Source organism: Xanthocytophaga agilis, from assembly GCF_030068605.1.
Classification (GTDB): domain Bacteria; phylum Bacteroidota; class Bacteroidia; order Cytophagales; family 172606-1; genus Xanthocytophaga; species Xanthocytophaga agilis.
In genome coordinates, this window is sequence record NZ_JASJOU010000007.1 from 382,778 (window position 1) to 399,705 (window position 16,928).

Sequence of the window (16,928 nt, forward strand, 5' to 3'; positions counted from 1 at the left end):
TCTTTTAGTAGTTGATTTTTACAGAGAATAAGAATGAACGGGTATTGGGATTACTGAACCAGTCTTCACCACGAACGATACCCGCACCTGTAATATTAATTTCAGGATCAACCCCTGTAAACGGTGTCCAGAGAAGCAGATTACGACCTGTCAGACTAAAATCAATAGAAGATAGCTTGGTAGCTTTGCGAAATCCTTCGCTATGCAAACTATAATTCAGTGATACCTCTCGTAATCTAACAACAGAGGCATCCTCTATAAATTGTTTGGCAGAAGCCGAAGTAAAGGATGTCCCTCTATCCTGAAACCAGGCTTGTGTTAAAGCTACCGGACCTCCACCAAAGTCTTTAATAGCCCCTCTGAAAGGTGTTCCAGCGGTTATGATTTTTCCATCCACTGTTTTCAGATCCACATCAGACACTACTTCATGTCCATTATCAGCATGAGTACCAAAGGTATACAATGCCCCACGAGTACCATTGTAAAACTGATTACCATGCACAGCATCAAACAATACCGCTAAAGAAAGTCCCTTATAGGTAAATGTATTGGTTAAACCTCCTCTCCATTTCGGATTAGGGTTTCCGATAACTTCACTCTCAGTACCACCTTGCACAAACCCGTTGGCATCCAGAATGTATTTACCTTTGTCATCATGAAGAAAGTCTGTTCCGTAAAACACGCCAAAGGGTTGCCCTGGAATTAAAGAAGACCCCCCATAGCTACCAGGCAAAGAATACACAGTCAATCCAGCAAGAGAAACTATCTTATTCCGGTTTTGAGAATAATTGGCAGCTATAGACCAGCTAAAATCTCCCTTATGAATGATGTCACCCCCGAGCTCGATTTCAATACCTTTATTGGAAAGAGTAGCTGCATTTTTCGAAGTATTTGTAAATCCGGTTTCTGATGGAGTATCTATATCCAGAATAACATCTTTGGTATGATTGGAATAATAAGTTACTGACAAGTTGATGCGATCATTAAAGAAGCGGAGGTCAGTTCCTATTTCAGTCTCGGTCTTACGTTCAGGTTTTAAAAACTCATTTCCGGCTGTATTATCTCTTGTAAATCCACCACCATACAATGAACTTTTAGATTGTAGACTACTGGCATATGAATCACTATATGAAGCAGGAGAGAAAGTAGTAAAGTTTTTATAAGGTTGAGGTTGAATACCTACCTGTCCCCAGTTTACACGAAGTTTACCAAAACTCAGTACTGGATTTTCGTGTAATGCAGCTATTTTCGTAAACTGCCAGGCTAAAGCCGCAGATGGGAAAAAGAAACTACTGTTTGCTTTAGCACCAAAGGTTGAGGCACTTTCACTACGTCCTGTCAGTGTTAAAAAGAATTGATCGTATCCTTGTAACTCTGCCTGTGCATAATAGGCATAGGTACGCATTAGTGAAGTATAATTGGAAGCTTGCAGATTTGTATTTTGGGCGTTTGTCAGAATATCAGGAGCACTGGGTACAATAAAATCGGTAATCTGACTATACAACCAGCTTCTCAACCGACTATTATAGTTTACTCCTACCAATAAGGTAGCATCGAAACCTGTACCAAGCTTTTTTGTAGCTCGGGCAAATAAATCTGTGTTAAACTGTTTTTCGGTAATAATATACTTGGAAAGGAAACCCGAGTTAAATGAAGCAGAATAGATTGGGAATCGTTCTATCCGATCATCAACAAAATTATCAACTCCTGCCCTTCCTGTGATGTTCAGCCAGTTTACAGGATCTATACCTATTTCAACACTACCCATGATACGGTCTACATTGGTAGTATTTTTATTATTGTTAATATTCCATAAAGGGTTGGAGTAACGAGGGTTAGTAGACGCCCCCAAAGGATTTCGATAGGAAACATGCCGATTCGGATAGGTTGTTCCAGAGGCATCAGTATAAGTACCCACGTATTCAGAGTTATCAAAATCAGGAGATGTTCGCAGCCCACCCAGCAAAATTCCATCCAGGTTATCACCTTGTTGAATACGGGTAGATTTACTATTTGTATATCCCACACTGGAAGATGCTCGTAACCAATCAGTAAATTGACTGGAAACATTTACTCTGGCAGTATTACGCTTATAATCACTAAAGCTTTTCACTACACCCTGCTGATTCAGGTTGCCATAACTAACAGAATAATTCGTTTTGGCATTTCCTCCTGTAATACTTAGTGTATTATCAAAGAAATATCCTGTTCTGAAAGGGTCTTTTGTATGATCATAGGTTTGTGTTGAATTCTTTCCTCCATGTGGATTGCTAGTATTTCCTGAAGCAATAGCATATCGTTTTGTGCCATCTGCAAAGGTCACATAGCCACCATATCCTGCAGCTGCTGGATCTGTAATATAGGTATCTTCACCACCTGTACGATCGGCAATTTTATCCCCCCATGAAGTCCGATCACCCTGATTATAAAATCCATTGTTGCCTTGTCCATAAGTTCGTTGAAGTTTGTGGATCTTATTCACTTCGTCAATTGAAACTGTAGACTTCAGGGATATATTTACTCTGCCTCCTGTATCTTTTCCCTTTTTAGTTGTAATAATGACTACTCCATTGGCAGCTCTGGTCCCCCATAAGGCAGCAGCAGAGGCCCCCTTTAATACTTCAACAGATTCAATGTCTTCCGGATTGATGTCGCTGATACGTGATTGTTGTACTATAGCATTGCCAGCGGCAGCAGTGTTATCAAAAGAATTGCTGACAGGGATACCATCTACAATGAACAAAGGTTGAGCACTACCATTGATTGTATTTTGCCCTCGTATCTGAATATAAGCGCCTGCCCCCGGATCACCTCCGTTTCGGGTGATCAATACCCCTGAGGCTTTGCCGCTTAAGCCAGTCAATAAGCTTGTTTCACCAGACTTGGCAATAGCAGGACCTTTTACTGTACTAACAGAAGAAGCAAATTTGTCTTTGTCTTCTTTTAATCCAAGGGCTGTTACAACAATCTCACCTAATTGTTTGGTGTCAGGTAAAAGTTTTATGTCTACTGAGGTCCGATTTCCAACAGGAGCTTCCTGAATGGCAAACCCAATAAAGCTAAATACTAATGTAGCAGAAGGTTCCGCACTGATAGAATATTTACCAGTAGCATCAGTGGTAGTACCGGTAGTAGTACCTTTTACAACAACACTTACTCCAGGTAATGATGATCCATCGTCTGACGCAGTCACTTTACCTGTTATAAGGCGACTTTGAGCAGCTACCTGCATTGACACTATAGCACAGCTAAAGGTCACTACAAGTGACTTTACTAGTAGAAGTTTCTTCATAAGTTTGTTTGGAAGTTAAGGTTAAGGTTAAGGTATACTGAACTTACCAAAACAAAAACTACAAAACAAACCCGAATCTGAATAAAATTTTACAAATACACCATATAACGAAATTTTAATAATGTATACTATATAAAATACAGAATATTATTCAGTAAAAATAAAAAATTATACATATTGAAAACCACAAACACGAAAACAGTAAATATCTAAAAATACTTAAATTAAGTAACAAAAATAAAATAAAACTAAATATATCACCCACTACATTATCATTATAATAGTTACCTTTCGTATTTCTACACAAATATATTTACATATAAAAAATTACAAATATCAGAAAATCAACTATATAAAAACAAAAAATCCATTACTTGTACGTAATGGATTTTTTGTTTCACTTTCTCAAGAAAGCATCTTACAGCCCTAATTCTCTGCTATACGTTGCCAAATCTTTATCTCCACGGCCTGAAAGGTTAACCACAATCACTTCATTCCCTGTGTTCTTCATATATTTCAGGTAAGCCAAAGCATGCGAAGACTCCAAGGCAGGAATAATTCCTTCCATTCTACTTAACTCCAAACCAGCCTGTAATGCTTCTTGGTCAGTAATAGCAGCAAAAATTGCACGGTTTGTTTCAAACAAGTGTGCATGAATAGGCCCAATACCGGGATAATCCAGACCTGCGGAGATAGAATATGGTTCTGTAACCTGTCCATCCTCAGTCTGCATCAGAATCGTACGGCTACCATGTAAGATGCCTGGCTTACCTAAAAACGTTGTGGCAGCAGAATGTCCAGAGTTTACACCCTGTCCGGCAGCTTCGGCAGCAACCAATTTCACATCGCTTTCATCCAGATAATGATAGAATGCACCAGCAGCATTGCTTCCACCTCCTACACAAGCAATCACATAATCCGGATTTTCTCTTCCTATTTTTTCCAGTAATTGTTTTTTAATCTCTTCAGATATAACAGACTGAAAACGGGCTACCATATCCGGAAACGGATGGAATCCAACTACACTGCCAATAATATAATGGGTATCAACAGGATTATTAATCCAATGTCTCATAGCCTCATTGGTAGCATCTTTTAGTGTCTTGCTACCACAGGTAGCTGCCCTCACCTCTGCCCCCAGCATTTTCATACGAGCCACATTAGGCGCTTGCCGTTGGATATCTATCTCACCCATGTAGACAATACATTCCATTCCCATCAATGCGCATACAGTAGCTGTGGCTACTCCGTGTTGCCCTGCCCCTGTCTCAGCCACAATTCGTTTTTTACCCAAACGTTTAGCTACCAGTATCTGCCCTATTGTATTATTGACTTTATGCGCTCCTGTATGACACAGGTCTTCACGTTTAAGATAAATCTGCGCATTGTATTTTTCTGACAGACGACTAGCTAAATATAAAGGTGTTGGCCGGCCAACATAATCACGCAACAATGTATGAAACTCCTCTTGAAATTTTGGATCATAAATAATCTTCAGGTAGTTCTCTTTTAACTCCTCTGCATTCGGGTAAAGCATCTCGGGAATATATGCCCCTCCAAAACTGCCATAATATCCTTGCTCATTTACAGCAAAAGCACTTTTCTCGATTAATTCCATTATTGTAAAATTGTTAGGTCCAACTTGAATCAAAACATCTTATGTGTATCACATCAGTCGTAGCAATGTAGAGTCTTAGTAGAATGGCAACAGTAAACTGTTGCAAGAGGAAGGCAATATATATATGTAAAAATGTCTAAACGCTATTCGATAGATGAGAGATATACCACTATCCACTTACTAACAGACTCTTTTCCTAATACCAATCTACCCATACTGACGCAACAGCAACCTCCAGTTATCCATTTGATGAATAATTATTCTGATGCCTTTGCATCTCTTCTCTAATCTATTTCTCTATTTATGCCAGCGTTTCTTTAAACGCTACATGCAACTTGTCAATAAACTCTTTTACTTTCTCTACATTCTTTATGCCTGGACTAACTTCAAATTGACTATTGATATCTACTCCATATAAATTTAATCCTTTATTCTTTAGGGCAACAATAGCATCCAGACTCTCTATGTTTAATCCTCCACTCAAGAAAAATGGCTTTTCATTATCATATCGCTGCAACAGATTCCAGTCAAATGTAATCCCGTTGCCACCTTGCGCAGCTCCCTTCGCATCAAACAGAAAATAGTCACAGTGGGGTTTATAATTGTTCAACCGTGCAAAATTAAAATTTTCATCAAGGTTGAAGGCTTTAATAACGGTTATCCCCCTGTTTCGTATATTCTTGCCTACATCTGGAAGCTCATCACCATGCAGTTGAACAATATCCAGATTGTATTTCTTTACGTTTTTCAGGATCAAGTCCGGATGAGCATTTACAAATACACCCACTTTTTTGGTCGTTCTGGGAAAAGACTTCAAAAGTTCTGCATCTAACTCCTCCCCTACATTACGTGGAGATTTTTCAAAGAAGATAAATCCCATAAAATCAGGCTCTAAAGCTAAGACAGACTGAATATTAGCAGAGTCCCTCATTCCACAGACTTTGATTTTAAGCATACCAAGTGTATTTTGTTGGGAGAAAAAACCGTTACGGTTTCTGAATTTTGTACGAAAGTAAGATTTTTCTTAAAGAAATCCAATAGTACCCAACAACTTGAAATGAGGGATATAATTTTTCCAACTCAACACACAAACACCTGATACTAAGCCATTTGCTTTATATCAGCAACAAAGTTAGAAAACGCAACTCCCGGATCAGAATGTTGCATAAAATATTCTCCTATCAAAAAACCATTGTATCCATAATTATGTCTCAGATCCTGTAAAACTTCCGGAAGATGAATACCACTTTCTGAAATCTTGAGAAATTCTCCCGGAATACGCTCTGAAAGTTCTTTGGAGATATTGATGTCTGTTTTCATCCGCTTAAGATCACGGTTATTTACACCAATCACATCTATATATTCATTCACAGAAGACTCTAACTCTTCCAGATTATGCACTTCCAGTAATACTTCCAATGTTAATGCTTTAGCAGCTTTTGCCAATTGTTTACATTGATTAGGCGTAAGGTTAGCAGCAATAAGTAAAATAATATCTGCACCCAAGCTTTTTGCTTCAATTAACTGATATTCATCAATCACAAAATCCTTCCGCAAAATAGGTGTATCTGGATTAGCTTTACGTGCACGCAAAAGATGCTCATCTGTTCCATCAAAATATTTCTGATCAGTAAGCACTGACAATGCAGAAGCACCACCTTGTGTGTAACCAGTAGTTACTTGTTCTACTGAAACTTGTTGATTAATAATTCCCTTGGAAGGTGATTTACGTTTGTGTTCAGCAATGATTCCACTCTTCTCCGGATTCAACAGTGACTCTCTCAACGATACTGTTTTGCGCCCAAACAAATCACTCTTTTCCAGTACAGAGACAGCAGTCAGAGATTTGCGTTCTGCGACTTCACCTTTTTTGTGGGCAATAATTTCATCTAGAATATTCATAATCTTACATTTCAGAATCCAGGTTACAGGGAAATTAGTATTTAGTAAGCCTTTATTTCAGGCACAATTAATTCCAACGGTCGCGCCGAACAGCGTCAGAAGCCAGCAACGAAGCATTGATTTTCATATGTGCCTGCAATCTGGCATCTAACATCAATCGTTCGGCCTCCAGTTCTGACATATCTGGTTCTGAAGGTACTCCCATGGCAATAAGTTTTTGCTCCAATACTTTAATGCGGTGTTTACGAGCAGCTTCTGCGGTCATGGTTGTTCCTTTGCCGAGTTGAAGTTCCCTTAACTTTAAAAGAAGTTTATTGTATTTATTCAGTTGGTCTAAATAGTCTCTCTGAATGTATAATTTTTTGATTTCAACTATTTTCAACTGTTTTTCAATCTCTTTGATAGTACGCTCTACAGCGTGATACTCAGGATGAATGGAATCTGAATTAAACTCTAAATCGCTCATGTTATAAATAATACAAACCAAATAAACACATCAAATCTATCTCAGATACGCTCAGTTTGGATAGGTAATGCCCCTTCCTGCATTAAGCAATCTAACATTTATAGTTTGTACTGTTACTGTGATGGTAACAGGACTTTGATTATAGTCATAGTTTGAATCGATGGATTCACTAAATCCAGAACAAAACGCCTGCTGAAAAGTGATGATCTTAAGTGGAGCATTACTTTCTGCTTCTGAAATTGTAATTTTTCCACTTTTGGTTTCCTGCCGGGTCAGTGTACACCAGTCTATTAATTCTTGGTCTACTTTCGAAGGTTTCACATTCCAGGTCATACTATGGGGTGAGCCGGCATAATAGTCATCTTCAGAATCTGACACAGAGGGTGGAGAGTTGTAACAGGAGTAATAACACGATTGTAAATCGTATGTTCTTTTATCCAATTCTAGACGAATTTTATACATATCAGAAAATCAACAAATTAACGTGCAGCAAATTATAGATTTTACAGCAATAGACAGCAATTCAAAAGAGACTGTTTTACAACAGTCTCTATCTAATTCTTACAAAGACAAATTTTCTTAAAAGAGGAAAATTTGTCTTTGCTATTTCTGTAAACAGGATTCAATAAGGTAAATTAACTAAAAACAATTAGAATTCAGAAAGAAATCACCTTTTAATCCGTAACTATAATACGCTGAATAGTTTTCAGGTATTGTCCCTTATCTATTTACTATATTGTGAATCATTGATTACCAACAATTTACTTATTCATCAGCCACTATTAGTTATTCTATTTTCAGGCAACCAATTTTTGAAAACTCTGTAAGGCTTTGCCACTTTCCAGACTCTCACGTGCCATCTCTACGGCCTCCAGTACCGTTAACTCAGGCTTGGCAGTCTGAAGCCCAAATGCAGCATTTGCTAGCACTGCCTGTTTCTGTGCAGGAGTAGCTTCATTGATAAGTACATCCATAAAAATCTTAGCAGAAGCCTCTACAGAACTTCCACCTAAAATTTCATCAGCCTGTACCATCTGAAGGTTCAGGTCTTTGGGAGAGAAAACTTTTTCGGCTTGATTACCAATAATCTTAAAATCACCTGTCAGGGATATTTCATCATAGCCATCAAGGGCATGTACAATAGAAAAGCTCTTATCCGTACGTTGATACAAATACGCATACAGACGAGCAATCTCAAGACTATAGACTCCCACCATCTGTTTTTTAGGGAATGCAGGATTAACCATGGGTCCCAACATATTAAAAAAGGTTTTAACACCCAGTTCCTTACGAACAGGAGCTACATTTTTCATAGCCGGATGGAACAGCGGGGCATGCAAAAAACAAATGTTTGCTTCTTCCAGACTTTTGTTGATCAGTCCTTTATCATTTGTGAATTTATATCCCAGATATTCCATCACAGTTGAACTCCCACAAATAGAAGATACACCATAATTACCATGTTTTACAACAGCTTGTCCGGCTCCTGCGATCACAAATGCAGAAAGTGTGGAAATGTTAAAGGTGTCCTTGCCATCTCCTCCTGTACCACAAACATCCATCGGATCAAAATCTGTGACATCCAATGCTATACATAATTCAAGCATGGCATCCCGAAATCCTTCCAGTTCTTCCACAGTAATACTACGCATCATATATACAGTCATAAAGGCTGCAATCTGTACAGAGGTGTATTTTCCCTGAGCAATATCTACCAATACCTGCCGGGCTTCTTTCTTGGATAAAGTTTTATAGGCTAATAAATGATTTAAGATCTCTTTCATATAGTAAAATAATAAAAACAAATACAATATAAAGACATTAGGATACGGACAACGAAATAGATGAAAACTACTTTATAGAACAAACTTGCCCCTAGGCTAAACCAGTATTGAAAACCCAATTGCGCATTATGTCTTCGTAAAATGGTAACATAGGTAATTAATGCATGTATCTGGGAAGAAAACAGGTAAATGATGTATATTACTCCAGCTGCTTTTGAAAAAAATCCAATGTGCTGGTCTCCATTAGGATATTCTGCAAGATATTTATGAGTAGTCACCAGAAATAGAAAAGCAAACGGATAAGTTAGCAATGGCAGAATATAAGCCCAAAATATTGAAGATGGTGTCATTTTTTTTATATGCTCACCAAACCGTATAATGTTAAATATCCACATGCAGATGAATGTGCCAGTCAACAACCAAAGCAACAGATTCACCGTTTGCAGGCGATAAATTTGAAGGGGTGATAATACTTCTCTGCTGCTGGTAACGACTTCTTTACTTACCATAGGAAGTCCTGCAATCAATACATAAAGTCCAAATAAAAATCCTGCAACCAGCAACACCTGAGTTATTGTAAAAAAGGCCATCAACAGGTTAAAAAGAGGAGACTTTTTTCCGCTACCATTGGGATTGAAGGTCCCTGTTTCTCCAGTAATACCTTCGCTTACTATTACAGGTAGAATAAGTATTACCATAAAGAATCCCGGCCCCATTATAAGCGAAAGAATAATCAGTAATGCAATAACAATTGCTAAGCAAATTCCAAAGGTGACAAGTGCCGCCATAATTTTATAAAAGAGTTAGTACAAAATATCTTTACGATGATTACAGATATAGTACTACTTCTTAGAGAATTGTAAACATTTGACAATCAATTAATCCCAAATAGTTTTCTATCTAGACTCCAATTGTATAATCCAGTTGGATTTCATCGCCATTCATACCTCTGAATCCCCAGTTACAAGCAGGAGATTCATAAATACAAATTTCCAGATCCATCTTCCGAATTCCTACCTCTGCTTCAATCCGATAGAATAACTCCTGAATCAATCTCTTCTTTGTTTCTGTTTTTCTCCCGGCAATCATAGTAATTTCGATAATTGTATACTGTTCCGTTCGATCCTCAGGAAAGAAAAAATCTTCCTTTTCCAGATACAAGAACCGATGAGCCCTCTTACCTATAGGCAGATGAAGAACATCTACTATACACTGATGTATAGTATCAGATAATCTATTACGAACAGGTTGCAGCTGTTCTTTTATCCCAAAAATCTTAATCTGTGACATAGTTCTATCGACAAACAGATGGCTCTAGTTGCTCAACCAGTTTTCCAGCATCTTTTTCCCATGTTCGGTCAGGATGCTTTCCGGATGAAACTGGACTCCTCTAACATCATAGGTTTTATGTGCCAGTGCCATAATACGACCTTCATTATCAACAGCCGTAATTTCAAGGCTCTCAGGAAAATTCTTTGAAACAACTGTCCAGGAATGGTAACGCCCGGTGTTGAATTGAGCAGGAATACCTTCAAATAAAAGTTCATCTGATTTTTGAACAAAAGCAGGGGTAGCAATGCCATGCAACACATCTGTCATATTCTCCAGTGTACCACCAAATGCCTCTCCAATTGCCTGATGTCCCAGACAAACACCCAAAATGCTTTTAGTTGGCGCGTATTTTTTAATAAGTTCAGGCATAATACCAGCTTCTGATGGAATACCGGGTCCTGGAGAAAGTAAAATCTTGTCAAATGCATCTACTTCCTCCAAGGTAATTTTATCATTGCGGTACACCACAGGTTCATGCCCCATTTCACGCAGATAGTGTACCAGATTATACACAAAACTATCGTAATTGTCTATCACTAAAATTCTCATGGCAAGAGTTTTAAAATATGAATTCTTATTTTTTTATTGTAAAATATATCGCGTATTTCTTTGCACTATGCCTTCATCAGAAAAAAGAAAACTTCTCGTAAAAGAAATTCAGGAAGTACCTGATCATTGTCTGGATGAGTTACTGGTTCATATTCAACAATTAAAGAATCAGTCATCTGATATAGACTCCATTGCAGGGTCTATCTTTGAACAACTTCTTCAATCTACCTCAGACCAATACCAAGAGGTCTGGAAAGTCTTAGCCTAATATGCTGCACTTATCTAAAAAACAAATCATTGCTGTCAATAAACACCAAACAGATCGGTTTGGCGGTAATTTTGCGCTACCCTGCAATTTCCTCAATGAGGAGCGCCTCGATTATTTACTGGAAGTTGTCTGTTCTGAAATATTTGGCGAACCTATCTATCCGGAAATTTATCAGAAAGCAGGTGTATATATGTTCAGTATTGTTTCCAATCATATTTTCTCAGATGGAAATAAACGTACTGGTCTGCAATCAGCCATGATTTTTTTGCTGGTTAATGGTTACAAAATCAATCCGGATCTGCCTGATCAGGTTTTGATTGATTTCACTCTGGAAGTTGCTTCCGGTAAGTATACATTGGAGCGGCTTCAAAAATGGTTTAAAGAACATATTGTCAAAGCAACTGCTTAACAAGAGCTTTCTTCTGATAAAGCTCTTGTACTATCTGTTTTCTTTTCCATATATACCAGAGTAAGTCCCTCATGTAAAGGCTTTTGCCGAAAAGGCTCGTAGCCCAGCTTCTGATATAAAGTAATATTTTTCAAACTTTTATGTCCGGTAAATAATTCAAATCGATTTACCTGAGTTATTGATTCATCTATTGTGTTCATCAATAATGTCCCCAACCCTCTATTCTGATGACTTGGTTTGACAATCAGTTTTCGAACATGACAGGTATCCTGATCTACAAATGCACGAACCGAACCTACAATTGCTTTTCCATCCTGTATTTTCCATACCCAGCTTTTTTTAAACTCTTCCCGAATAGAACGAATACTCTGTACTATTGGGTGAATGGATAAATCGTTGTAAAGCAAGGCTTCTGATAGATAGGCCTGCTTTTGCAGATACAGAATTTCTTCGGCATCTTCCAGTGTGGCGAGTTCTACTTTCATGGATATGTATGTTAAGAATGAATTTTCAGATTATCCGGTTTATACCTTAATCGTGGTCATAATTAAGGTTTACGCCAGCTAGCTGCACTGCCCGCCGCAAAGCTGCAATCTTGTTATTTACCTCTTGCAATTCACTCTCTATCTGAGACTTAAATACAACACCAGCTCCAGCCTGATAATATAGTGTATTGTCTTTGCTTAGGAAAGATCGGATCATAATGGCATGATTAAAATCTCCATTGAAGTCCATAAAACCAATACAGCCACCATAAAAACTCCGGCTTGTAGGTTCGTACCGATCTATGAGTTGCATAGCTTTGTGTTTAGGGGCTCCGGAAAGGGTTCCGGCAGGGAAGGTATCGGCTACCAATTGCAGGGGATTTGTTTGTTGCTCTATTTCTCCAGTTACTTTGGAAACTAGGTGAATTACGTGAGAGTAATACTGTATTTCTTTGAATGTTTCGACCGTGACATCATGGCTGTGGCGACTCAAATCATTACGGGCCAGATCTACCAGCATTACATGTTCTGCATTTTCTTTAGGATCATCATATAGCTTTTGGGCTAGTTCTGCATCTGCTTGGTCATTGCCTGTTCTCCGGAAAGTTCCAGCTATCGGATAGATGGCAGCAGTATCTCCTTTGATTGAAATTTGTGTTTCCGGGGAAGAACCAAATATTTTGAAATTGCCATAGTCGAAGTAGAACAGATACGGAGAGGGATTTACAGAACGCAGTGCCCGGTATACATTAAACTCGTCTCCCTGAAACTGCTGTTCAAAACGTCTGGAGAGTACAATCTGAAATACATCACCAATCTTGCAATGGTATCTTCCTTTTTCCAATATAGCCAGAAACTCTTCGTCTGTCAGATTGGAGCGTTCTGCCCCTTGAAGCTTAAATTGATAAGATGGATAATTCAGGTTTTGAATCAACGAAATCAGGTAGTTCAGATTACTCTCTTGTGGTTCTGCTTCTTTATATACCAACTTTCCTTCTGTATTCTTGTACTCATGCTCAAAGACAAACATCTCATCTTTGAAGTGGTTAATGGCTATTACATACCGAAAAACCTGATAGATGATATCTGGAATAGAATGGGTATCCTTAAGGTCAATGTCTTCAAAATATTGTACAGATGGGTAAGACATATACCCAAACAACCCATTATGAATAAATGGAAACTTGTCTTTTTCAGATTTCTGAAAGCTTTTGCCGAAGGCTTCCAATGCGGTCAATACCTGGGTTCTCTCCTGAATCTCTGTAGAACGACTTGAACCATCCGGAAACTGCTCAAGAATATAGTTTCCGGCAACTTCAAATTTGGCAACTGGCTGGCAGCAGATATAAGAAAATGAGTTTTCATTACCATGATAATCTGAGCTTTCCAGCAAAATGGTATTAACAAACTTATCTCTTAATTTAAGGTAAATACTGACAGGAGTGACTGTGTCTGCAAGAAGTTGTCGATAACGTGTATGGACTTGAAAAGACATGGTTCTAACCGTTTAAAGAATTATAGATAGATCTGGCACAGGAGCAGGGACTCGAACCCCGAACTTCAGTTTTGGAGACAGACATTTTACCATTAAACTACTCCTGTGTGAAAACAAAAAAGGCTTGCTGTTATGTGAACAGCAAGCCTTTTGAATATATCTTCTTATGGCATTACAATGCAGGGCCGTTCACATTCCGATTTGAAATGTGCCACCACCATGCAGTATTTACCAGATTTGATTTCATGTGTCTAAAATAGTATATCACAAAGATAAAGAAGTGTCTTTTTAAAATGCAAGACTAAAGTCATATTTTTTTTATATGAATTTCTAGCTGATAAAATTTTATAGTTTGGAAAGTAACTAAGAATATTTCAAAATATCATTTTACTGTAAAATCAATGCGATTCATTATTTTGACTTAAAGTTAGCCATTTGAGTATTTAAAAGTATATCTCCACCAAATGAAACATTCTTTATACAGTTCATCCAATCATAACAATCAGGAAAAACTTATTCACTTTCTCAGAAGCACCAATCTTGTTTCTGCCACTACAGCTATAGAAATCGCTTCTTGTTTTCGGGTAAAACACATCAACAAATATGATTTCCATTTACAGGAAGGCCAGATTCTGAATGAATACCTTTTTCTCGATACAGGATTTATGAGAGCCTTTGCCCATAATACAGAGGGCAATGAAGTAACCACCAACTTTTATGCTCAGAATCAGGTTGTATTTGAAGTTTCCTCTTTCTTCAATCGTATTCCATCCAGAGAAAATATTCAGGCATTGACTGATTGTAGCGGGTGGTGTATCACGTACGAAGAGGTAAACCAACTGTTTCATTCCATTCCTGAATTCAGAGAATTTGGTCGTTCTATGCTGGTTCAGGGGTTTTCTGCTTTAAAAATACGCATGTTATCTATGATCACAGATACTGCCGAAGAACGTTACGCCAAACTGTTACATACTAATCCTGAAATATTTCAGAATGCTCCCTTAAAAACCATCGCCTCCTTTCTGGGTATAACAGATACCTCACTCAGTCGAATTCGAAAAGAATTTAGCCGAAAATAAGCTATTCATACATTTCTTGTCATTTGGCAAGAATAGTGTCTATATAGTGTGCTTCCTTTGTATTGTTCTTAACAATCATCCCACTAACATCATGGAAACACTCCCATTGCACATCAGCCTGGTCTTTGTGGTAATTACACTTCTTACTGTTTTTGTTTTTTATAAAGCAGCAGGGCAATCCAGAATTACATTGTTTGTGATCTTGTCTTGGTTAATTCTACAAATGATAGTAAGTTATACAGGGTTTTATTCTAATATAGAAGCTGTTCCTCCCCGTTCCATTTTCTTTCTTGCTCCGCCAGTACTTTTTATATTCATACTTAGTATTACCCCCTCAGGAAAAAACTTCTTATCCCAACTAGACATTAAAACACTAACTCTTTTACACAGTATTCGTATACCTGTAGAACTAGTATTGTTCTGGCTTTTCAGCTATAAGGTTATTCCTGAGGTAATGACATTTGAAGGAAGGAATCTGGATATATTGTCCGGACTTTCTGCTCCTTTTATATATTATTTTGGATTTGTTCGCCAGCAACTGAACCGAACAGTACTGTTAGTATGGAATATATTGTGCCTGGCTCTTTTACTAAACGTGGTTATTCATGCCATCCTATCTTTTCCCTATCCATTTCAACAATTTGGTTTTGACCAGCCCAATATTGCAGTCTTATACTTTCCATTTGTCTGGTTGCCTAGCTGTGTTGTTCCTCTGGTCTTACTATCCCATATTGCCTCTATCCGGCAGCTCCTTTACACTATCAACTTACCTACCTTGAATTAATTAGCAAGTCTTTTAGGAATATCTGAAAAAGTCTATATTTAGGCTCTGGTATTCTTGCTATTTACAACTGTGAATCGTTCTACCCAATCTATTATCACTGCATCAGAACAACATCTGGATGAACTCACTCAAATGGGTTTAGATTTATGGCCAGACAATGAGTATGAAGAACTCAAACATGATTTTCTGGAGCTTTTGCAAACCCCGGAAAATCATGTTATTTATCTATTTAGCCATCAGGGTGAGAATGTGGCGTTTCTTCATCTTTCTATTCGTACTGACTATGTAGAAGGTTCTGATTCCACTCCTACCGGTTATGTGGAAGGAATATATGTAAAACCAGCCTTTAGACGAATGAGGATCTCACAGGCATTATTTCAGCATGGGGAGAAATGGTTAAAGGATAAAGGGTGTCATCAGGTTGGATCTGACATTTATATTGATAATCAGGCAAGCTATGACTTTCATACAAACATGGGTTTCAAAGAATCTGCCCGATTAATAGCTTTCATTAAAGATATACCCTAACCAGGCAGATTATCCGCTTGGTATCAGGATTGCTTATCTGCAAATTCCATCAATCGTATCACATCTTTGGTTTCTTTTAAATCCAGTTTTTCTTTTTCTACAAACTTTTTCAAATCATCTGAGGCATTTAACTGTTCCAATACAGCTTTCTTGCCTAATTTCACTTTATTTATTGTTCCATCAGTTTTGCGGATATAGTAACTTTTATCATCCATCAGTTCATCATAGGTACGACCAGAACTATAAGCACCCTGATAGCTAGCTTTCAGTACTTTTTTATCGTATCGAACCAAAAGTGCCGTTTTTCCTTCATATAACACTTCCAGATATTCTTCTTTCAGAATAGTATCGTCGGTCTTTAAATCCGGGAACCGTTCAAAAAGTCTATTTTGACCTGTAAGAACATCTTTCAGCAGAAACCCTTTCACAGAGGAAGATACAACAATTGCTGAATCACCTTGCGGACGTCGCATTACCAGTCGATTGGAGTATATATCGTATTTTACAGGTACATCATTCTGTATCTTGCTATTGGCAAGAGTTACATCAGCATTACACCAATGTGGCAGCAAATAAGGAGACCCACGTAATCCCTCATATCTGTTATCAAACCCACGTACTACAGTCATACCACTCCCACCAACTCCACCTGCCATATTCAGATTTTGCTGAGCATCATATCCGGATGGAGTGCTTTGTCCCAAAGCAGATAACGAAACCCCAATAGACAAGAAGAACAAGTATGTTTTCATAAACATTATTTCGTTTTACTCTAAGCTAATAAATATAGTTGATTCCAGGTTTAGATATTGGGTTTGTTTAGTTGAAAAATGATGTATATTTAGTGAAAAACAAATATGAACAAGTTGCCTGTCTATATTTCTGAATCCGATTTCCAGACCTATGTGCTCCCTCATTTGAGTCATAAATTAAATCA

19 protein-coding genes and 1 tRNA gene are annotated in these 16,928 nt (G+C 37.9%); 6 read left to right on the forward strand and 14 right to left on the reverse strand.

Going from position 1 to position 16,928, the window contains the following annotated elements; translation table 11 throughout:
- Positions 1 to 4: 4 nt before the first annotated feature.
- Complete coding sequence (locus tag QNI22_RS21425; protein WP_314513846.1) at positions 5 to 3,292, reverse strand: SusC/RagA family TonB-linked outer membrane protein; 3,288 nt, start codon at positions 3,290 to 3,292, stop codon at positions 5 to 7.
- Positions 3,293 to 3,710: 418 nt separating this feature from the next.
- Complete coding sequence (gene trpB / locus QNI22_RS21430) at positions 3,711 to 4,910, reverse strand: tryptophan synthase subunit beta (RefSeq protein ID WP_314513848.1); 1,200 nt, start codon at positions 4,908 to 4,910, stop codon at positions 3,711 to 3,713.
- Positions 4,911 to 5,042: 132 nt separating this feature from the next.
- On the opposite strand from trpB, the gene QNI22_RS21435 reads away from it, so the two are divergent.
- Positions 5,043 to 5,198 carry a hypothetical protein gene (locus QNI22_RS21435; protein ID WP_314513850.1) on the forward strand — a complete coding sequence of 52 codons (156 nt, stop codon included), beginning with the start codon at positions 5,043 to 5,045 and terminating at the stop codon, positions 5,196 to 5,198.
- 13 nt (positions 5,199 to 5,211) lie between these two features.
- On the opposite strand, the gene QNI22_RS21440 is transcribed toward QNI22_RS21435, so the two are convergent.
- From QNI22_RS21440 to QNI22_RS21475, 8 genes are all read right to left on the reverse strand, one after another.
- Positions 5,212 to 5,865, reverse strand: coding sequence for a phosphoribosylanthranilate isomerase (locus QNI22_RS21440; protein WP_314513851.1), 654 nt, complete (start codon positions 5,863 to 5,865; stop codon positions 5,212 to 5,214).
- Positions 5,866 to 6,011: 146 nt separating this feature from the next.
- Complete coding sequence (trpC, locus tag QNI22_RS21445) at positions 6,012 to 6,812, reverse strand: indole-3-glycerol phosphate synthase TrpC (RefSeq protein WP_314513852.1); 801 nt, start codon at positions 6,810 to 6,812, stop codon at positions 6,012 to 6,014.
- A 67-nt stretch (positions 6,813 to 6,879) separates the two neighbouring features.
- Positions 6,880 to 7,278: a hypothetical protein gene (locus QNI22_RS21450; protein ID WP_314513854.1), complete on the reverse strand. Its 399-nt coding sequence runs from the start codon at positions 7,276 to 7,278 to the stop codon at positions 6,880 to 6,882.
- 51 nt (positions 7,279 to 7,329) lie between these two features.
- Positions 7,330 to 7,740, reverse strand: coding sequence for a type VI secretion system tube protein TssD (tssD, locus tag QNI22_RS21455; protein WP_313982854.1), 411 nt, complete (start codon positions 7,738 to 7,740; stop codon positions 7,330 to 7,332).
- Positions 7,741 to 8,075: 335 nt separating this feature from the next.
- The gene (gene trpD, locus QNI22_RS21460) at positions 8,076 to 9,062 is read right to left on the reverse strand and encodes an anthranilate phosphoribosyltransferase (protein WP_314513856.1); all 987 of its coding nucleotides are present in this window, start codon (positions 9,060 to 9,062) and stop codon (positions 8,076 to 8,078) included.
- A complete protein-coding gene (locus QNI22_RS21465) occupies positions 9,059 to 9,850 on the reverse strand; it encodes a hypothetical protein (protein ID WP_314513857.1) in 792 nt (263 codons plus the stop codon). Before QNI22_RS21465 ends, trpD begins: the two co-directional genes overlap by 4 nt.
- Positions 9,851 to 9,962: 112 nt before the next feature.
- Positions 9,963 to 10,352, reverse strand: coding sequence for a tautomerase family protein (locus QNI22_RS21470; protein ID WP_314513858.1), 390 nt, complete (start codon positions 10,350 to 10,352; stop codon positions 9,963 to 9,965).
- 24 nt (positions 10,353 to 10,376) lie between these two features.
- Positions 10,377 to 10,943 carry an anthranilate synthase component II gene (locus tag QNI22_RS21475; protein ID WP_314513859.1) on the reverse strand — a complete coding sequence of 189 codons (567 nt, stop codon included), beginning with the start codon at positions 10,941 to 10,943 and terminating at the stop codon, positions 10,377 to 10,379.
- A gap of 67 nt (positions 10,944 to 11,010) precedes the next feature.
- Between QNI22_RS21475 and QNI22_RS21480 the strand changes: the two genes are divergently transcribed.
- Entirely contained in the window at positions 11,011 to 11,211 is a 201-nt protein-coding gene (locus QNI22_RS21480) for a hypothetical protein (protein WP_314513860.1), read from the forward strand.
- Position 11,212: 1 nt separating this feature from the next.
- Positions 11,213 to 11,620: a type II toxin-antitoxin system death-on-curing family toxin gene (locus tag QNI22_RS21485; RefSeq protein ID WP_313982846.1), complete on the forward strand. Its 408-nt coding sequence runs from the start codon at positions 11,213 to 11,215 to the stop codon at positions 11,618 to 11,620.
- Here the strand turns inward: QNI22_RS21485 and QNI22_RS21490 are convergent.
- The 3 genes from QNI22_RS21490 to QNI22_RS21500 form a co-directional block, all read right to left on the reverse strand.
- Positions 11,617 to 12,105 carry a GNAT family N-acetyltransferase gene (locus tag QNI22_RS21490; protein WP_313982845.1) on the reverse strand — a complete coding sequence of 163 codons (489 nt, stop codon included), beginning with the start codon at positions 12,103 to 12,105 and terminating at the stop codon, positions 11,617 to 11,619. The two genes, QNI22_RS21485 and QNI22_RS21490, sit on opposite strands and share 4 nt — an antisense overlap.
- A gap of 46 nt (positions 12,106 to 12,151) precedes the next feature.
- On the reverse strand, positions 12,152 to 13,600 hold the full coding sequence (locus QNI22_RS21495) for an anthranilate synthase component I family protein (protein ID WP_314513863.1): 1,449 nt from the start codon (positions 13,598 to 13,600) through the stop codon (positions 12,152 to 12,154).
- A 33-nt stretch (positions 13,601 to 13,633) separates the two neighbouring features.
- A tRNA-Trp gene (locus QNI22_RS21500) sits at positions 13,634 to 13,707 on the reverse strand.
- Positions 13,708 to 14,064: 357 nt separating this feature from the next.
- Between QNI22_RS21500 and QNI22_RS21505 the strand changes: the two genes are divergently transcribed.
- From QNI22_RS21505 to aac(6'), 3 genes are all read left to right on the forward strand, one after another.
- Positions 14,065 to 14,679, forward strand: a complete 615-nt coding sequence (locus QNI22_RS21505; RefSeq protein WP_314513864.1) for a Crp/Fnr family transcriptional regulator — start codon at positions 14,065 to 14,067, stop codon at positions 14,677 to 14,679.
- Positions 14,680 to 14,770: 91 nt separating this feature from the next.
- Positions 14,771 to 15,463 (forward strand): hypothetical protein, encoded by a 693-nt coding sequence (locus QNI22_RS21510; RefSeq protein WP_314513866.1) that lies wholly within the window; start codon positions 14,771 to 14,773, stop codon positions 15,461 to 15,463.
- Positions 15,464 to 15,532: 69 nt separating this feature from the next.
- Positions 15,533 to 15,991, forward strand: coding sequence for an aminoglycoside 6'-N-acetyltransferase (gene aac(6') / locus QNI22_RS21515; RefSeq protein ID WP_314513868.1), 459 nt, complete (start codon positions 15,533 to 15,535; stop codon positions 15,989 to 15,991).
- 23 nt (positions 15,992 to 16,014) lie between these two features.
- On the opposite strand, the gene QNI22_RS21520 is transcribed toward aac(6'), so the two are convergent.
- On the reverse strand, positions 16,015 to 16,743 hold the full coding sequence (locus tag QNI22_RS21520) for a hypothetical protein (RefSeq protein ID WP_314513870.1): 729 nt from the start codon (positions 16,741 to 16,743) through the stop codon (positions 16,015 to 16,017).
- Between the last annotated feature and the right edge of the window lie 185 nt (positions 16,744 to 16,928).

Bases quoted from the DNA above. Each gene is read 5' to 3' on its own strand.
- QNI22_RS21435 (WP_314513850.1), top strand. From the start codon at position 5,043: ATGTCTAAACGCTATTCGATAGATGAGAGATATACCACTATCCACTTA.
- QNI22_RS21510 (WP_314513866.1), top strand. From the start codon at position 14,771: ATGGAAACACTCCCATTGCACATCAGCCTGGTCTTTGTGGTAATTACA.
- QNI22_RS21520 (WP_314513870.1), bottom strand. From the start codon at position 16,743: ATGAAAACATACTTGTTCTTCTTGTCTATTGGGGTTTCGTTATCTGCT.
- QNI22_RS21465 (WP_314513857.1), bottom strand. From the start codon at position 9,850: ATGGCGGCACTTGTCACCTTTGGAATTTGCTTAGCAATTGTTATTGCA.
- trpC (WP_314513852.1), bottom strand. From the start codon at position 6,812: ATGAATATTCTAGATGAAATTATTGCCCACAAAAAAGGTGAAGTCGCA.
- trpB (WP_314513848.1), bottom strand. From the start codon at position 4,910: ATGGAATTAATCGAGAAAAGTGCTTTTGCTGTAAATGAGCAAGGATAT.
- tssD (WP_313982854.1), bottom strand. From the start codon at position 7,740: ATGTATAAAATTCGTCTAGAATTGGATAAAAGAACATACGATTTACAA.
- QNI22_RS21440 (WP_314513851.1), bottom strand. From the start codon at position 5,865: ATGCTTAAAATCAAAGTCTGTGGAATGAGGGACTCTGCTAATATTCAG.
- QNI22_RS21470 (WP_314513858.1), bottom strand. From the start codon at position 10,352: ATGTCACAGATTAAGATTTTTGGGATAAAAGAACAGCTGCAACCTGTT.
- QNI22_RS21490 (WP_313982845.1), bottom strand. From the start codon at position 12,105: ATGAAAGTAGAACTCGCCACACTGGAAGATGCCGAAGAAATTCTGTAT.
- QNI22_RS21480 (WP_314513860.1), top strand. From the start codon at position 11,011: ATGCCTTCATCAGAAAAAAGAAAACTTCTCGTAAAAGAAATTCAGGAA.
- QNI22_RS21450 (WP_314513854.1), bottom strand. From the start codon at position 7,278: ATGAGCGATTTAGAGTTTAATTCAGATTCCATTCATCCTGAGTATCAC.
- QNI22_RS21495 (WP_314513863.1), bottom strand. From the start codon at position 13,600: ATGTCTTTTCAAGTCCATACACGTTATCGACAACTTCTTGCAGACACA.
- trpD (WP_314513856.1), bottom strand. From the start codon at position 9,062: ATGAAAGAGATCTTAAATCATTTATTAGCCTATAAAACTTTATCCAAG.
- QNI22_RS21505 (WP_314513864.1), top strand. From the start codon at position 14,065: ATGAAACATTCTTTATACAGTTCATCCAATCATAACAATCAGGAAAAA.
- QNI22_RS21475 (WP_314513859.1), bottom strand. From the start codon at position 10,943: ATGAGAATTTTAGTGATAGACAATTACGATAGTTTTGTGTATAATCTG.
- QNI22_RS21425 (WP_314513846.1), bottom strand. From the start codon at position 3,292: ATGAAGAAACTTCTACTAGTAAAGTCACTTGTAGTGACCTTTAGCTGT.
- QNI22_RS21485 (WP_313982846.1), top strand. From the start codon at position 11,213: ATGCTGCACTTATCTAAAAAACAAATCATTGCTGTCAATAAACACCAA.